10 protein-coding genes are annotated in these 17,277 nt (G+C 46.0%); 5 read left to right on the top strand and 5 right to left on the bottom strand.

From position 1 onward, the window contains the following. Positions 1 to 61 precede the first annotated feature (61 nt). The gene (locus ACYQ0C_RS11875) at positions 62 to 2,389 is read left to right on the top strand and encodes a hybrid sensor histidine kinase/response regulator (protein ID WP_016277867.1); all 2,328 of its coding nucleotides are present in this window, start codon (positions 62 to 64) and stop codon (positions 2,387 to 2,389) included. Then, positions 2,382 to 3,704 carry a sigma-54-dependent transcriptional regulator gene (locus ACYQ0C_RS11870; protein WP_016277866.1) on the top strand — a complete coding sequence of 441 codons (1,323 nt, stop codon included), beginning with the start codon at positions 2,382 to 2,384 and terminating at the stop codon, positions 3,702 to 3,704. Before ACYQ0C_RS11875 ends, ACYQ0C_RS11870 begins: the two co-directional genes overlap by 8 nt. A gap of 1,326 nt (positions 3,705 to 5,030) precedes the next feature. On the opposite strand, the gene ACYQ0C_RS11865 is transcribed toward ACYQ0C_RS11870, so the two are convergent. Next, complete coding sequence (locus ACYQ0C_RS11865) at positions 5,031 to 5,468, bottom strand: Hsp20/alpha crystallin family protein (protein ID WP_025018471.1); 438 nt, start codon at positions 5,466 to 5,468, stop codon at positions 5,031 to 5,033. A gap of 330 nt (positions 5,469 to 5,798) precedes the next feature. Here ACYQ0C_RS11865 and ACYQ0C_RS11860 point away from each other — a divergent pair, with 330 nt between their 5' ends. The 3 genes from ACYQ0C_RS11860 (at position 5,799) to ACYQ0C_RS11850 (ending at position 9,809) form a co-directional block, all read left to right on the top strand. Then, positions 5,799 to 6,845 (top strand): alcohol dehydrogenase, encoded by a 1,047-nt coding sequence (locus tag ACYQ0C_RS11860; protein WP_016277863.1) that lies wholly within the window; start codon positions 5,799 to 5,801, stop codon positions 6,843 to 6,845. Positions 6,846 to 6,872: 27 nt separating this feature from the next. After that, positions 6,873 to 7,679 (top strand): TrmH family RNA methyltransferase, encoded by an 807-nt coding sequence (locus ACYQ0C_RS11855; RefSeq protein WP_016277862.1) that lies wholly within the window; start codon positions 6,873 to 6,875, stop codon positions 7,677 to 7,679. A 249-nt stretch (positions 7,680 to 7,928) separates the two neighbouring features. Next, on the top strand, positions 7,929 to 9,809 hold the full coding sequence (locus tag ACYQ0C_RS11850) for an LruC domain-containing protein (RefSeq protein ID WP_016277860.1): 1,881 nt from the start codon (positions 7,929 to 7,931) through the stop codon (positions 9,807 to 9,809). 108 nt (positions 9,810 to 9,917) lie between these two features. On the opposite strand, the gene ACYQ0C_RS11845 is transcribed toward ACYQ0C_RS11850, so the two are convergent. From ACYQ0C_RS11845 to ACYQ0C_RS11830, 4 genes are all read right to left on the bottom strand, one after another. Continuing rightward, positions 9,918 to 11,705: an ABC transporter ATP-binding protein gene (locus ACYQ0C_RS11845; protein ID WP_016277859.1), complete on the bottom strand. Its 1,788-nt coding sequence runs from the start codon at positions 11,703 to 11,705 to the stop codon at positions 9,918 to 9,920. Then, on the bottom strand, positions 11,692 to 13,476 hold the full coding sequence (locus tag ACYQ0C_RS11840) for an ABC transporter ATP-binding protein (protein ID WP_016277858.1): 1,785 nt from the start codon (positions 13,474 to 13,476) through the stop codon (positions 11,692 to 11,694). The genes ACYQ0C_RS11845 and ACYQ0C_RS11840 overlap by 14 nt, the downstream gene beginning before the upstream one ends. Before the next feature lie 140 nt (positions 13,477 to 13,616). Continuing rightward, a complete protein-coding gene (locus tag ACYQ0C_RS11835; protein WP_016277857.1) occupies positions 13,617 to 14,846 on the bottom strand; it encodes a DUF4374 domain-containing protein in 1,230 nt (409 codons plus the stop codon). 36 nt (positions 14,847 to 14,882) lie between these two features. Continuing rightward, complete coding sequence (locus ACYQ0C_RS11830; RefSeq protein WP_016277856.1) at positions 14,883 to 17,231, bottom strand: TonB-dependent receptor; 2,349 nt, start codon at positions 17,229 to 17,231, stop codon at positions 14,883 to 14,885. Between the last annotated feature and the right edge of the window lie 46 nt (positions 17,232 to 17,277).

Raw genomic sequence — 17,277 nt, 5'->3', positions numbered from 1 at the left:
GCCAATTTTATCTATTGATGATATGAGTTCAACTAAAAACATAGCGGTCTTATGATGTCTCATGAAACAAGTTATTGAAATAAAAAATATCCGTACACTGACGGCCATGGGTTACCTGCTGATAGCTTTGTTAGTGAGCGGTATCGTTTACACTTGGTTCAGCGAGTGGCGGGACATGGAGAGACTAGAAACTATGAACCGGCAGATAGAGAGTTTCCGTAAGGAAATAAACATTATCCATATCCAGCTGATAAAGTTTTCTCTTTTAGGCGAAAGCGTATTGGAATGGGATGATGAAGATTTAGAATGTTACCATATTCAGCGTATGGCAATGGACAGTATGCTGTGCCGTTTCAAAACGATTTATCCGGTAGAGCGCATCGACAGCGTGCGCCATCTTCTTGCAGATAAAGAACTGCAAATGCGCTGGATTGTTCAAGTACTTGACGAACAGCAGGCTCTCAACGAGAAGATAGCCCGTCAGGTTCCTGTAATCGTGCAGAAAAGCGTACAGGAGCAACCACAAAAGCCAAAGCGAAAAGGATTTCTTGGCATATTCGGCAAGAAGGAAAGACCAAAACCAACCGTAACCACCACGATGCTCCATTCCCTCAACCGGGATATGATAGCCGAACAACAGGCGCAAAGCCACTATCTATCGGAACACGCCGACAGTCTTGCTGCAAGGAATGTGGAACTTAACCGACAACTGCAAGAACTAATTCGCCAAATGGATGAAAAAGTACAAGCTGACTTGCAAAAGCGAAACATAGAGATAGCTACCATGCGTGAGCAGTCGTTTATACAGATTGGAGGTCTGACTGGCTTCGTTCTATTACTTTTGATTATCTCCTATATAATCATACACAGGGATGCCAAACGTATCAAGCGGTACAAACGAAAAACGACAGATCTAATTGAGCAACTGAAGCTATCAATCGAGCAAAATGAGGCACTCATAGCCTCCCGAAAGAAAGCGGTACATACTATTACCCATGAGTTGCGTACACCATTGACGACAATAATCGGCTATACCGAATTGTTATGGAAGGAATGCAGCAATGGAAACAATGTGCATTTTCTTCAAAGCATACAGCACTCCTCAGACCGTATGCGGGATATGCTCAATACCTTGTTGGGCTTCTTCCGTTTAGACAATGGCAAAGAACAACCACGTCTTTCACCTTGCCGAATTTCAGCAATCACGCACACACTTGAAACGGAGTTCATGCCAATAGCCATGAACAAAGGGCTATCGCTGACAGTGAAGAACGTATGTGATGCCGTTGTGCTAACTGACAAAGAGCGAATAATCCAAATCGGGAACAACCTGTTGTCTAATGCCATGAAATTCACTGATAACGGCAGTATATCCCTGATAACGAATTATGATAACGGTACACTGAAACTCATTGTTGAAGATACGGGAACAGGTATGACCGATGAGGAACAACAACGTGTATTCGGTGCTTTTGAACGTCTGTCTAATGCCGCCGCAAAGGACGGCTTCGGGCTGGGCTTATCCATCGTGCAGCGTATCGTGGCAATGCTTGGCGGCACAATCCGGCTGGACAGCGAAAAAGGCAAAGGCAGCCGCTTCACGGTGGAAATACTTATGCCGATAGTTGATGAACAGACAGCACAATCCCGTCAAGGATATGTCCGCCATAATGAGGCGTATCATGAGGTAATTGCTGTCGACAATGACGAAGTGTTGCTACTGATGCTTAAAGAGATGTATGCGCAGGAAGGGATACACTGCGACACCTGCACTGGTGCTGCGGAGCTGATGGAAATGATACGCCGGAAAGAATACAGTCTGTTGCTTACGGATTTGAATATGTCGGAGATTAATGGCTTCGAGCTGTTGGAACTGCTACGCACCTCCAATGTGGGCAATTCAAAGACTATCCCGGTAGTCGTGACAACCGCTTCGGGCAGTTGCAGCAAGGAGGAACTTATGGAACGTGGTTTCTCCGGTTGCCTGCTCAAACCGTTCTCCATATCGGAACTGATGGAGGTTTCAGACAAGTGCGCCATGAAAGGCAACCGGAATGAAAAGCCGGATTTCACCTCCCTGCTGTCCTACGGTAATGAAACCGTTATGCTGGATAAACTGATAGCGGAAACCGAAAAGGAAATGCTGATAATTAGGGAAGCGGAACAAAAGACAGATTTTCAAGAACTGGAAGCCCTTATACACCATCTGCGCAGCTCGTGGGAGATACTCCGTGCCGACCAGCCATTAAGGGAACTATACAAATTGCTTCATAGCGAATGCATATCAAATAACGAGGCTATCCATAAAGCTGTGACTGCCGTACTGGATAAAGGTTCGGAAATCATCCGGCTGGCAAAAGAAGAAAGGAGAAAATATAATAATGGATAATACAAAAATCATCGTGGTGGAGGACAACATCGTGTATTGCGAGTTCGTCTGCAACCTGCTGGCACGCGAGGGGTTCCGCACCGTGCAGGCTTTCCACCTCTCGACCGTGAAGAAATATCTGCAACAAGCCGCAGACGGGGACATAGTGGTTTCCGACCTGCGCCTGCCCGGCGGCAACGGTATCGACCTTTTGCGCTGGATGCGCAAGGAAGGAATGATGCAACCGTTCATCATCATGACCGACTATGCCGAAGTACATACGGCAGTGGAAAGCATGAAACTCGGTTCGTTGGACTACATACCCAAACAACTTGTGGAGGACAAACTCGTCCCTTTACTTCGTACCATTTTAAAAGAACGGAATATCGGGCGAAGCCGTATGCCGGTGTTCTCCCGTGACGGCTCGGCATTTCAGGCCATCATGAAACGAATAAGGCTGGTGGCTCCTACTGACATGAGTGTACTGATATTCGGGGAGAACGGCACGGGCAAGGAGCATATTGCCCACCTTCTGCACGATAAGAGCAAACGGGCAGGAAAACCGTTCGTGGCGGTGGATTGCGGTTCACTCACCAAAGAACTTGCTCCGTCGGCATTCTTCGGACACGTCAAAGGAGCGTTCACGGGTGCGGACAGCAGCAAGAAAGGTTATTTCCACGAAGCGGAAGGTGGCACATTGTTTTTGGACGAGGTGGGTAATCTCGCTATGGAAACCCAGCAGATGCTTCTGCGAGCCATACAGGAGCGGAGATACCGCCCGATAGGAGACAAAACGGACAAGAGTTTCAACGTCCGTATCATTGCCGCCACCAATGAGTATTTAGAGGCGGCTGTGAACGAAAAACGTTTCCGGCAGGATTTATTATACCGCCTGCATGACTTCGAGATAACCGTCCCGCCGTTACGCGACTGTCAGGAGGACATCATGCCGTTGGCGGAGTTTTTCCGTGAGATTGCGAACCAAGAACTGGAATGCGACGTTATCGGATTTGACGGAGAAGCCCGTAAAACATTGCTGACCCATGCGTGGCCGGGCAATGTCCGTGAGCTTCGACAGAAAATCATGGGTGCGGTGTTGCAAGCGCAGACCAGACTTGTCACGAAAGAGCATCTGGAACTTGCTGTGACAAAACCGACCTCTCCCATCAGTTTCTCCTTGCGCAACGAAGCGGAAGAGAAAGAACGGATTTTACGTGCGTTGAAGCAGGCGAACGGTAACCGCAAGGTTGCCGCCGAACTGCTCGGAATAGGACGTACAACGCTGTACAGCAAGCTGGAAGAGTATGGATTAAAGTATAAATTTCAGCAATCATAGCCGATAACTTACTGAAAATAGAGGTAACGATTGAATCGGATATACTCATCGAAGATAAAAAACGTCCTGTGATAAAAAAATCATGGGACGTTTTGATGTATTCCCGTTTTTTATTCCTAATTTTGCAACAAGACGAGAGACATTGACAGCAACTCGCAGCAAAGCGCAGAAATAAACACGGTTGCCAATTCGTTACCTCTATTTTAACCTTTCTCTCAAACCTCTTATAAATAAAGAGGTTATAAAAGTCTTCCAGAATTACTAAAAATCTGTGATTTTAATGCTTGTGCAATAAAAAAGAAGCCCACTTTCCTTAGTTCCTGTTTAAATTTTCCTCAATCGTAATCTTATTGTAACCCATTTAACCATTTCCTCTGTCGGAGCGAATATCAGTTCATCGTTTCGGCTGATCCTTCTATGATGATCCATCCATGAAAATGACATACGTATCCGGAGCATTCCGTGCACACGGGATGCTTTATCCACCTACAACAGAGTTTGGTAAAACTGCTGCCACTGCTACCACCTTTTCCACTGGAACCACGATGAACAGGTCGTTCCGGAGGGTGGTGGCAGCACCTTTTTCTATGCGGTAAAAAGGTGTGCTGCCACCACTTTTACCTTTTTTTTACCCCAAAACGGACGGAAGAAGGGGAAGATACATGAGATGATTACCACACGCCGGGAAAAGGAGATGGGAATGGACCCACAGAATGCTGAAGCCGGACTGACAGAATGGAACCCACCGGCGGACAAAACACTGACTGTAGCCTGATGTTGAAAGAGTCAACTGATATTATAACTAAGTATTAACTCCGTCAACCATCCTTACAAGTAAGAAGAAGGAGTAGTCAACCTAAAGCGTTAAACTACAATGGGAATCTGATTGCATCCTGCCAGAACTACAGTTGCCTACAGTCAAAACCACAGTAACAATTCAGTGGAACTCTGGTTGCATCTTGATGGAACTAAAGTTTCAACCTGACGGAACTGGTTGAAACTTGTAGCCCGTGTACACGTTCATACGGATGAACAAGGCGAGCCATACGTATCAACAGGTGCGCCCCGGCAGGATAGCCGCGAGGTATCTCACTGTCGGAAAGAATAGAGAAAGGTGGTGGCAGCAGCCTTTTTACCGCATAAAAAAAGGTGCTGCCACCACCCTCTGGAACGTCCTGTTCATCGTGGTTCCAGTGGGAAAGGTGGTAGCAGTGGCAGCACTTTTGTAAAACTCCGGAAGTAAGGCACTTTTATATCATGCAAAATAATAGTATATCGCAAATGTACCTTATAAACTGTCCGATTGCAACTATTCAGAATCTGTGATTAATGAATCTCGATGATCCTGTTCACTTTGGCTTTTTCTTCAGGAGTGCGTTTAGGCAAATCAATAGTCAGAACGCCGTTGCTGGCATTGGCACTGATTTTTTCCTTAACCACATCTTCGGGAAGAATCAAAGCTTGTTCGAACTTAGAGTAAGAGAATTCACGACGTAAATATCTTCTGTTGTGATGGTCATCCTCTTTTGTTTCATTCTTTTTCTCCATTGAGATCACTAGTTCGTTGTTTTCGCTGATGTGGATATTGAAATCTTCTTTAGTCATACCCGGAGCAGCAACCTCTACTTTATAATCTTTGTCACTTTCAATGACATTAATTGCAGGGGCGGTAGCGTTCGCTCTTGTCAACCATTCATTATCAAAGAAATCATTGAAAATACTTGGTAACCAATTCTGATTGTTATACTTTCTAGTCGGCATCATAATTATAATCTCCTATATTTTAAATTGTTACTAGATTGATTTTTTAAATCTTTTTATCTTGTCGCTTTTGGCGATACACTGATGTCCTTGCAAAGTATATGCCTGATGGCAAAATGTCAGCCGGAAGTGAAATGAATTTAAATCTGTGAAGATAATTTTAATAAATATCGAGATGCTTTTAAACCTTTGCAGAATTTGTTTGCAGTTGAGACGCGAGGCAAAGTGACAATGAAAGCCATTTTGTCAGCAAATGGTGGCTGTTATTTATGTCAGTATATTATCTTTGCATTGTTTTATAAAAGTAACCGTTAAAAAAGAAAAGGAAATTCCATGTTGGCATATACTTATATTAAGCAGGGGAAATTTGAATTGATAGAGAAACCGAAGCCTGAGTTGAAAGACTCGAGTGATGCTATTGTGCGCGTCACTCTCGGAAGTATTTGTACCAGTGACTTGCATATCAAACATGGTGGTGTGCCACGTGCCGTTCCCGGAATAACAGTGGGGCATGAAATGGTGGGTATTGTAGAGCAGACGGGAAGTGATGTTGAATTAGTCAAGCCGGGCGATCGGGTTACCGTCAACGTGGAAACCTTTTGTGGGGAATGTTTTTTCTGCCGGCATGGATATGTGAATAATTGCACCGATCCTAATGGGGGATGGGCCTTGGGATGCCGGATTGATGGTGGGCAGACGGAGTATGTTCGCGTACCTTACGCTGATCAAGGTTTGAATCGTATTCCCGATTCCGTGACTGACGAGCAGGCTTTGTTTGTAGGAGATATCCTTGCTACAGGATTCTGGGCTGCTCGCATTTCGGAGATTACCGAAGAGGACACGGTGCTTGTCATTGGTGCGGGACCTACGGGAATCTGTACTTTGCTTTGCGTGATGCTGAGGAAGCCGCGGCGCATTGTTGTTTGTGAACAATCCCCCGAAAGAATCCGGTTTGTTAGGGAACATTATCCGCAAGTGGAAGTTGTCACTCCGGATAAATGTAAGGAATTTATATTGCAAAGTAGCACACACGGTGGTGCGGATGTAGTTTTTGAAGTAGCAGGAGGGGAGGATACATTCCGCTTGGCATGGGAATGTGCGCGCCCTAATGCTGTCGTTGTTTTGGTGGCTCTTTATGACCGTCCTCAGATTCTTCCTCTGCCGGACATGTATGGAAAGAATTTGATTTTCAAAACCGGTGGCGTAGATGGTTGTGATTGTGCTGAGATACTCCGCTTGATAGAGGTGGGAAAAATAGATACCACTCCATTAATTACACATCGTTTCCCGCTGGATCAGATAGAGACGGCTTACCGGATTTTTGAGAACCGACAGGATGGAGTGATAAAGGTAGCTGTAACAATGGAGACTGGAATGTAAATTGAAAATAGTAAAATATAAGCGTGTATGCCTGTTATTGAAATATCATCGTTGACACATTCCGGAGTGGATGTTTTCTGCACGTTGACGGAAGCTCAGTTACGTCAGCGTATGGAATCTGGAAAAGGATTGTTTATAGCCGAAAGCCCCAATGTCATTAGTAGGGCTTTGGATGCAGGATATGAACCTCTTGCTCTTATGTGTGAGCGCAAGCATATCTCTGGTAGTGCTGCCCACATTATCGAGCGTTGTGGTGATGTGCCCGTTTATACGGGAGACAGAGAGTTGTTGGCTACGCTGACTGGCTATGTTCTGACACGTGGTGTACTATGTGCTATGCGTCGTCCGGTGTTGCCCTCTATGGAGGAGATCTGCCGGGATGCCCGGCGGATTGTAGTCATTGACGGTGTGGTGGACACTACCAATATCGGGGCGATATTCCGTTCGGCGGCTGCTCTTGGGATAGATGCAGTATTGTTGACACACAATTCTTGCGACCCGTTAAATCGCCGTGCGGTAAGGGTGTCTATGGGTTCGGTGTTTTTAGTCCCATGGACATGGTTGGATGGTACGATTGGCGATTTGAACAAGTTCGGTTTCCGTACTGCTGCCATGGCGTTGACTGACGATTCTGTCTCTATAGATCATCCCATGTTGGCGGCAGAACCTCGGTTGGCTATTGTGATGGGAACGGAGGGGGAGGGGCTTCCTCACAAAACAATCGCTGAAGCCGATTATGTGGTCCGTATCCCTATGGCGCATGGGGTGGATTCGCTCAATGTGGCTGCTGCGGCTGCTGTAGCCTTTTGGCAACTCCGGATTACGGATCCTTGAAAAAAATTGATATATGATTCAGCTTGTTTGTAAGCTCCCGATAAAATACCCGTTGTCTTTATTCTCTTGATCTTTATGCAAAAAAGATTATGAGAAAAATGAATAAAGAAGAATTCTTAGAAATTCGATTCCGTCAGCAACGAAGCGGTTTGAACAAAATGATCCATTACGAGCAAAACTCCTCCCTTATGATTTTGCAGGTGAGCTTATTTATTCCTATATTTGCCGGAAATAATCACATATTACTTTATGAAAACAAAATATTGGATCATCTGCTTATCAATTTTCTTTGTGGCTTGCTCGCGTAATATGAATGATATATACACGGGTGGAGGGGAAGAAGAGGAGAAAAAAATCAACAAAGACGACTTTTTTGATTTTATCACTACACGTAATTGCCAACTTGTCATTGACTATGGCATGAAAGTACAGACTGCTTTTTATCTGTATGATGAATATCCTATGGAATTGGTTGGAAATACGTGGGAGTTCAAAGATATAAATCCCATTTATGCTGCTTCGACTGATGTGAATGGTAAATTTATCTCCAAAGTATCTTTGCCGGCATACTTGAAAAAGGTATGGCTGGTAACGGATCATGTATTGGTCGTATCACCTGTTGAGTTGGAATTGCTAGCAGACGGACTAACCTTTAATTATGCTGATTATAAAGCGCAATTGTCTGCCGGAGGGCGTTCTAGAGCAATAATGGGAGGAGTGGGATACCCTGATGGATATGATGTGCTGGGGCATTGGGATGAAAATGGAGTTCCTGATTATTTATTGTCTGAGAAGTTGGATATTCCTGGTGCTTTTTTAGAAAGATGCAGCAGCTTGAGCCGTTCTATACTGGTGGATAATCGTAATCTGTTGGAAAGATTTCCGGAACTACGTACATCAGGAAATAATGATATGGTAATCACTAAAGCTACCGGTCTGGTAGCTACTTATTTTGATTTCTCCTCTACCGCTTGGGAGAATATGGTCGCTTATTATACGTATAAAGAGGGGGAGACTGTAGATATAGCTACTATAAAGAAGACTATATTGATACCTCGTTCCGGTAAGAATGCCCCTAAATCTTTAGTCGGTGAACAAATAAGATTAAAATATTGGAATAAAGAAAATGGCAACTATGAGGATGAGTTCCCTAAAGGAACGCATATTGGATGGGTCTTATTAGGAATGGGATTCGGAAAAGAGAAAGGTGCATTGCTTCGTTATTCTAATCCCGCGTATAATGACAATAAAGAGCAACGTTCAGTTCTGTTAAGCGATCCTGAACTTGACAATTGTTTCTTTATGGCTATGGAGGATAATGTGGATATGCGCTTTAATGATGTGCAGTTTGCTATTATGGCATCTATTCCTTCTTCTGTGGAGTCTACTCCCAGTATACCGGATGAAGTAAATAAAGATGAAATTTCGTATGTAGTCAAAGGGGCTTTGGCTTATGAGGACAATTGGCCTGATAAGAATGATTATGACATGAATGATGTTGTGATATATTATTCCAGTACGGTAGTGAAAGATAAATCTTCTAACGCCTTGGTACGCACCACTACAACTTTTACTCCGATGAATGATGGCGCCACTTATACCAATGGATTTGGCTTCCAGTTGGATGATGTGGGGAAAGAACATATAGATTTGGTGCGGGTGAGTCAAGATGGCAATGTGATTGCCGATCATTTTGATCCGGACACGGAAAAGCCTGTATTAGTTCTTTTTCCCAATATAAAGCCCGTTCTCAAAAAGCCTGTGACTGTAGTGATCGGGTTTAAGAAATATGATAAAGTAAGTGACATGGATGCTTATCCTCCTTACAATCCTTTTGTCTTTGTAAATGAACGTTCCCATGAAGTACATTTGTCAGGATATAAACCGACAAGTGTGGCCGATGAGAGTTTACGTGGCACAGGTAGTGATTTGAGTCAGGATTCCAATGGTAATCCAATGTACTATATTGCAGAAGACAACATGCCTTTTGCCATAAATATCAGTAACATTGAATTCAAGTGGCCTCCTGAGAAAGTATCTATTACCACCTACTATCCCAAGTTTAAACAATGGAGGGATTCTTTTGGCAAGGATTATAAAGATTGGTTTTTATATCCTGAGGGGCAGTAGAGTGCTGAAAAGTCCTGTGAATACTGATCATTCAGTTTGACAGGACTTTTTATGCTCTCTTCTTTATTTTCTTTCCTGCCTTTCAAGTCTCTTGTCCGGTCTCTGTGGCTATTTCTTTTCTCCGATCGTCCACTCTTTGGTCCGGTTATACGTTTCCCACATACGGGCATACAAGCCTCCGAGAGAAAGCAGTTCCTTGTGAGTTCCCTGTTCGGCCACAGCTCCCTTGTCCACATAAAGAATGCAGTCTGCATCCGTAATTGTACCCAGACGGTGTGCGATGACCAGTACGGTCTTTCCCATGATGAGATAAGAGAACGCTTCCAGTATCTTGCCTTCGTTTTCAGGATCGGAAAAAGCGGTGGCTTCGTCCAGCAGGATGATAGGGGCGTCTTTCAGTATGGCACGGGCCAGGGCGATGCGTTGCGCCTCCCCGCCGGAGAGATACGTGCCTCCTTCGCCCACCAATGTCTGATAGCCATTGGGCAGAGCCTCGATGAATTCATGACATTGAGCGGCACAGGCTGCCTGTGCCACTTCTTCAAAGGTTGCTGTCTTGTTTCCCATACGTATATTCTCTTCGATAGTATCGAAGAAGAGCATATTGTCCTGAAAGACAAAAGCCACATTATTCATCAGCACCGCGGTGGGAATCTCTTTGACGGGTGCTCCTCCTATCAGAATTTCTCCGCCTTGAACATCCCAGAAACGGGCGGCAAGCATGGCTACGGTACTTTTCCCGGCTCCCGAAGGACCGACCAAGGCTGTTACCGTGCCGGGGAGGGCGATGAAAGATACCTCTTTGAGTATCGGTGTGGTGTCGTAGGCAAAAGATACGTTGCGAAACTCCACCGAGGCATCCCGGGGGTATCGGGGAGTGGCAGACTCTTCTATCTCATCCATATAAAGGATATCGTCTATCTTCCGCACGCCCATGTTATTCTGATTCAAGAAGCTGCCTATCCACAAGAGTTTAAGGACGGGGAAGAAAACAGTCACGCCGAAAAGCAGGAACATCAGCACCACTGGTACAAAAGCCGCATACGAGGCACTCCCGACAAGCAGCCATACAGCTACAGGGATGATAAAGAGCAGCGCCGAAGAGAGTATGGTGAGGAATCCCACATAGGTAGGTTCGTACTGCAAGTTCACCTCATTTGAAAAATTGCGGTACTCCTTGATATCGTCATTCAGTTTTCGGTAGGCATCGGTTGATTCTGTAAAGGTTTTTACCACTTGGATTCCTCGGATATATTCCACGATGCCGGCATTCATCTTGCCCAGGCTCTCCACATACCGCTCGGACACCTCCCGGATTTTTTTTCCGGTGTACATCTTCCCCATCACATAGAATGCTGCCGCCAGTACTGCCAAAACTACGGTAGCCAACCGCCAGTCTACGACAAACATGTAGCCGATAAGAATCTGCGGAAAAAGTACGGCGGTTACGATGTCGGGGATGTGATGGGCGATAAACAATTCGATGCGTTCCACATCATCGCTCATTATTTTCTTCAGCTCGCCCGAAGCTCTGCGGGTAAAGAACCCTAACGGCAGACGGACCATCTTTTGTGCCAGTTGCATCCGTATTTCGTACAGGATATTGAAAGCGGCAATGTGTGAGAGCATCAGTGAGGCGAAGGTGAGCGCTCCGAAAACGAAGAAAGCTCCCAATGCGGCATAACTCCATTGCCAGATGTATGCTTTGTCAATCAATGAGGGGGCAAGCGCATGTTCCGCCAGTTCGATGAGGATATTGTACACCGCAATAATCGGTACAAACTGTACGATGGCGGTGATGACGGCCAGCAGCATCGATCCGATGAGCAGCCAACGTTTAGTGCCGGCAATTTCTATCAATCGTGCCAGCCCGGTCTTACGTTTATCTGTATTCATGGTCTTGCTGTTTAGTTGATTGCTGGAATTTCCATCCTTTCACCCGTTGTTGTTCCTGCCAGAGGCTTCGATACAGTCCTTCCTTTTCAAGAAGCGTTTGGTGGCTTCCTTGTTGTACCACCTGTCCTTTATCTATCACCACAATATTGTCGGCGTTAACGACAGTTCCCAGCCGATGGGCGATGATGACCACGGTCTTTTCTTTCACCAGATCGTTGATGGCCTCTTGGATATGCGCCTCGTTTTCGGGGTCGAGCGAAGCGGTCGCCTCGTCCAGCAATACAATAGGTGCGTCTTTCAAGATGGCGCGGGCGATGGATATGCGTTGCTTTTCCCCGCCGGAGAGTGTGTTTCCACCTTCGCCCACCATCGTGCCGTAGCCTCCGGGCATGGCTGTGATGAAGTCATGGCACCGGGCTTTGCGTGCGGCGGCTTCTATTTCTTCACGGGTGGCGGTCTCACGTCCCACGCGGATGTTATTATAGATGGTGTCGTTAAAGAGATACACATCCTGGAAGACGATGGAAATTTGCTGCATCAGTGTATGTACGGTGTAGTCTTTGATATTTTGTCCGCCTAGCAGGATTTCCCCCTTGTCCACATCCCAAAAGCGGGCGATGAGGCGTGTCAGTGTTGTCTTGCCTGATCCTGACGGGCCGACAAAGGCGGTCAGTCCTTTTTCCGGAATGGTGAGCGACACATCGCGGAGTACGGGGATATTGGCATTGTAACTGAAGGTTACGTGACGGAACTCTATGGTAGGGGCCGGAGTGCGCTCTATCGTTCCTTCCGGAAGTACAGGTGTTTTGCAGAGAGTGTTGATGCGTTCGGCTCCCAACTTCATGTAGTTGATGATGGCTATAAAGGCCAGCGCGTTGATGAGTGGGGCATAAATGACCGATCCTGCCAGCAGGAACATGATATATACGGGCATGGAGATTTTAGTGTCCAGCAGCATCGGGAATCCCAGCAACATCAGCAGCACCAGGCCACCGTTCAGCAGCGTGGAAGCCAGTGTGATGGTCGGTGCGGGCGCAGCTTCCAGGCGGATGCTTTCCTGCTTAAGGTTGCGGAAGGAGCGTTCCAGGCGTTCAAACTTGTTGCCGCTCAGATTGAATGCCTTTATCAGCCGGATACCTTGTATATATTCAATCATACGCGAAGCGGCATCTGTCTTTATCTTCTGATGTTTCTTGCCCAATGTCGCCACAAAATGGTTGGTGAGCAGCATCATGGGGTATGCCAGTGGAATGACGGCCGCAGCTGCCAGAGCCAATTGCCAGTTGAAGAACGCGAGCGATATCAAAGCGGCAACGGGCATAGCCAGACCGCCGAAGAACTGGCCGATGAGGTGTGTGGTGAGCATCTCCACATTGTTGTAGTCGCTGACAATGTATGCACCGATGTCTCCGGGGTCTCGGCTGTTGAAAAAGCTCATCGGCAGACGGCGCAGGTGGCTGACTACAGCCAGACGGCCGTCGCAGCATATTTCGTAGCCGTCACGATAGGCTACCAGATAGGCTTTCTTTCCGATGAGCCAAAGGCAGATGAGAGAGAGGAGGAGGAATGCGCACGCCCCTGCTATATTCATGAGATTGATTGTGGTTCCGGGGTGCTGGAGAGGCTTGAATACTTCCCATACCACAAGAAGCATGCTTCCGTAAGGTGCGCCACGGAATAAATATTCCGCAATGGTCCAGCATATCAGCGGACGCAATCGACGGGGGTGTCCCATTGTGGCGGAATTAAGAATCTGAGAGAGGTTGTTCATAAGGAGGTTATTTAAAAGGTGAAGTGTTTCTTTTCTTGATCATTGCCGTTCGTGCCATGATCAGGCATCCGATGAAAAAGGGCAAAGAGAAAGCCGGTGTCTCAACTTTCGTCTTTGTCCTTTTGTATTTGGGCTGTTACTTAGTTGAAGAAGTGCATATATGCTATATTTCCACTTGCCGACAGTGCCTGTCGTACCTTTCCTGTTATGGGATTGTATGCAAAGATTCCCGAAGCGTCTACACCATACGCGGCAAAAAAGACCTCGCCATTATGATATTCTATTGCCACGCTATAACCATCTGTATAGGGGATTCCTTCAATTTTCTTGATTGTTCGGCTGTTCAAGTCTATCAGCACCGCCATGGCGTTGCGTGCCGTATAAGGATTGTTGCCATTCAGCTCTACAATACCTGCATAGGCGGCAACCTTTCCATGTCCAATATACTTGCAGTTGAATACGGATGCCGCTTTATAGGCGCTTCCCTCAATGCTTGTGCCGCTTATATCCCACGTCTGGGTTTCGTCAAACTCTTGTTTGCCTGCCGGAATGCAGACAAATCCATTCTTCAGGTATGTGGGGTCATATCCGAAATAACCTGCACAAGCGATGTAAATGTCATTTTGTTCGTTTGTAAATATCATCTCCTTGAGGAAAGGACGGGTAGGAAAACAAAGACCGCTCGTCTTTTCGGAAATTACTTTTACCACTTGGTCGGTTTTAGTATCAATAATGACTACGTCCACCTGCCTGTAGTCAGCATAAGGCATCCAGTTTTCGGCAAGCTGGTTGAGCGGGAGGTAGTATAGGCCTTCCCGCAAGATGCCGTGAGCCGGTTCGGGGCTTGCGTCATGATGCGCATATTGTTTCAAGTCTATTTCTCCTTTCTTTTCCAGGGTCTTCGGGTTTACAATCATGATTCGCCCCAAAACATACGTGGGGATATAAGCCTTCTCCGCACTCACTTGCGTCAGGTTGCTAGGGTTGGAGTCGGGAATAATCTGCATTTCTGCGGCTTTCTCCAAACCTTTTTGAGAGCGTGCATATCGGATGATGGTTTGTGTGCCCTTGCCGCCAAACTCTGGAAAGACGAAGACATCGTTTCCCACGATAGATATAGGGGTTCCAAAACCGGTTTGAATGCCTTTGCTCATGCTCAAGGTCCCCGATAGCTCAGGCATTTGTTGCACATACGACTGTCCGCTTTGTCCATCGGGATTCTTCACTGTGGTTGCTATCAGGATATTGCCTTCTCCGCCCAACACTTTGCCGGGACTTGGATCATCTCCGTTATTTTTCTCACAAGATGTTGCAAACACCATCATTACACTCATGGCTATAAGTTGCCAGCTTTTAAAAACTGTTCTCATTTTCTTATCTTTTAATGATTACTGGTTGGTTTCTATTTATTTGAAAATATAGCGCAATTTCACGCCGAGACTTCTGCCCGGCAGGGGACGGTTGAATTCGGACAATACAGTGGCATTGGTCAGGTTTTTTATTTTGCCCGAGAGGAACAGACGTTGATTCATGATGCTGTGTTCAAAACCGAGATCCATCGTTGTGCTTCGGGGAATACGCCGTTTGGCATTCTCGGTCATCTCAAAGTCGTAGAGGTACTCTTCCACAAAAGCCATATCGACAAATAGCCGTGTGTTCTGCCCTTTACCGCCGAAAAGATTTTCTTTATGAAACTCCAGGCCTGCATTTGCCATGAAATAAGGAATATTGGGCATCCGTTTCCCCTTTGTCGCATTGGGCAAATTGCTTCCTTCCTCCTGTTTCCTTACATCGCGTAAATCTTGGTAAGTGACATTGCCATAAGCATATAAAAAAGGAAAGACGTCAGCCTTCACTTCAAACTCCACACCAAGGGTTCGCATTTCTCCGAAATTCTGGTATTGAGCGCCGAAAATTCCTTTTGTGAAACGAATCATATCCTGCAAATACATGTAGTATCCACTCAGTTCTATTTGCAGATTGCTCGGATGGATTCCGCTTAGATCGTAGAGCAGACCGGCATTCACGCTCAGGTTGCGCTCGGGCAACAGTCTCTCCGACGGGCTGATGGTGTAACCATCGCCTAACAATTCATTCTCCGATGGAATGCGTACGTCATATCCACCCGACAGCTTTGCCATAAAGAAGGGCGTGAAGCGGTAGCGCATGGCGTTGCTGAAGCCTATGCTGTTCTTGTTCAGATGGATATCCTCTACAGGGATGTTCACATAGATGTTTTGATAGGATGTATTCATCGAATACCAATAATATCTTGACGTGAACGAGTTGAGAAACTTGTCGTTTGCCGTGCGGTAATCGTAGGTCAGACCTACTGTCCAGCTATGCATACGCGAGTCAAAATCCGTTTTCTTTCCTAAACTTTTTTCCTTGACCGGGTCCGAGGGATGCCCGTTGGCCAAGGTAAAAACCGAATGAAAACTAACGGAATGATGCTTATCTATCAGGAATTCCAGATTCAGCTTATTCATCAGCGTCGTTTTCTTATTATCCGATTCGGATGCGTATCGTGTACCTAGCTCGCCACCGTGGAGCGAGGGGGTAGGATAGGAAACCCCATTCCAGTCGTACCATACTTTAGCGGTGTCTGTCAGCCCGTATTGCGTATAGCCAATCGCTGTATTCATCTCTAAGTCCAAGCCCTCTAACAGGAAATTTTCTTTCTCCAGTTTATTGGCCAGCATATAAAGGCGCGATCTCGTATGGGCTTTTCTGATATCGGTTTCTATGCCTTGTATTTCCTTGTAGGTATCGATAAAAGCGGGTTCAAACTCCACTTCATCAAACCACCACTTCTTGGCTTTAAGGCTTCCTCCTACGAGTATTTTCCTGAAATTATCGTGGTCACGTTTGATTTTTAATCCTTTAACGTAAGGAGATTCCATCGTGTAATCATTGTCTGCATAAGTATATCCTCCTCCTATGCCAACTATCAATCCGGCATCTTTCAAGTTCCTTTTGAATACCGTTTGTGCCTTGTTTACGTTAAACGACTCACGGGTATAGCTTAAATCGGCATAACGATCTGGATATTCTCTTATGACGATGTTGACCGCGCCCCCCATTGATGATCCTCCAAACTTGGCAGGAACCACGCCTTTGTATATCTCAATCCGATCAATCATATCAATCGGTATGTCATTAAGGTCGATAAAATCGGATTGGTCATTCAGAGGCGTTTCATCAATAAAGAAGCCAATGCGTTTACCCTCCAGGCCACGTACAGACAATCGGGAAGTGCTGCCCACCCCTCCGGTAGAACGAATGGCAACCCCTACGGTCTTTGCCAATATACCTTGTATATCGCTCACTGTCCCTTGCAGCTGTTTCATGCTGATGACCGATACGGGCATGGCTTGTTCTCGGATTTTGCGGGCTTCACTTTTGCCCATCACCACTACTTCATCCAGCAATTGGGCTTCGGCCTTCAGGCGGATAATGGTTTTCTTTGCACGCTCATTGCTCACGGTTACTTTTTGGGTAGCTTTTTGATAGCCCATAAACTTCACGGTGAATGTATAAGTGCCGAAAGGAACCTCTGAAAAAGAGAATTCACCGTGTTTGTCCGCCACATCACCCTTTTTCAGTTCCTCGATAAAGATGGTTGCTCCGGGTAGTGGCTCTTCGCTTGTGTAGTCGATAACTATGCCTGTAATCCGCTCTTTCTCTGTTTGGGCAGATACGCTGAGGATCATGAGCGTCAGTGCCCATAGAGAGAATAGTATTTTCTGTTTCATTGTTATTTATATGGTTGTTAGTTTTCTCTTTCTAATAGGATATGTC

The organism is Phocaeicola sartorii JCM 17136 = DSM 21941 (assembly GCF_054653615.1).
This window is presented reverse-complemented; position numbering and strand designations above follow the sequence as displayed.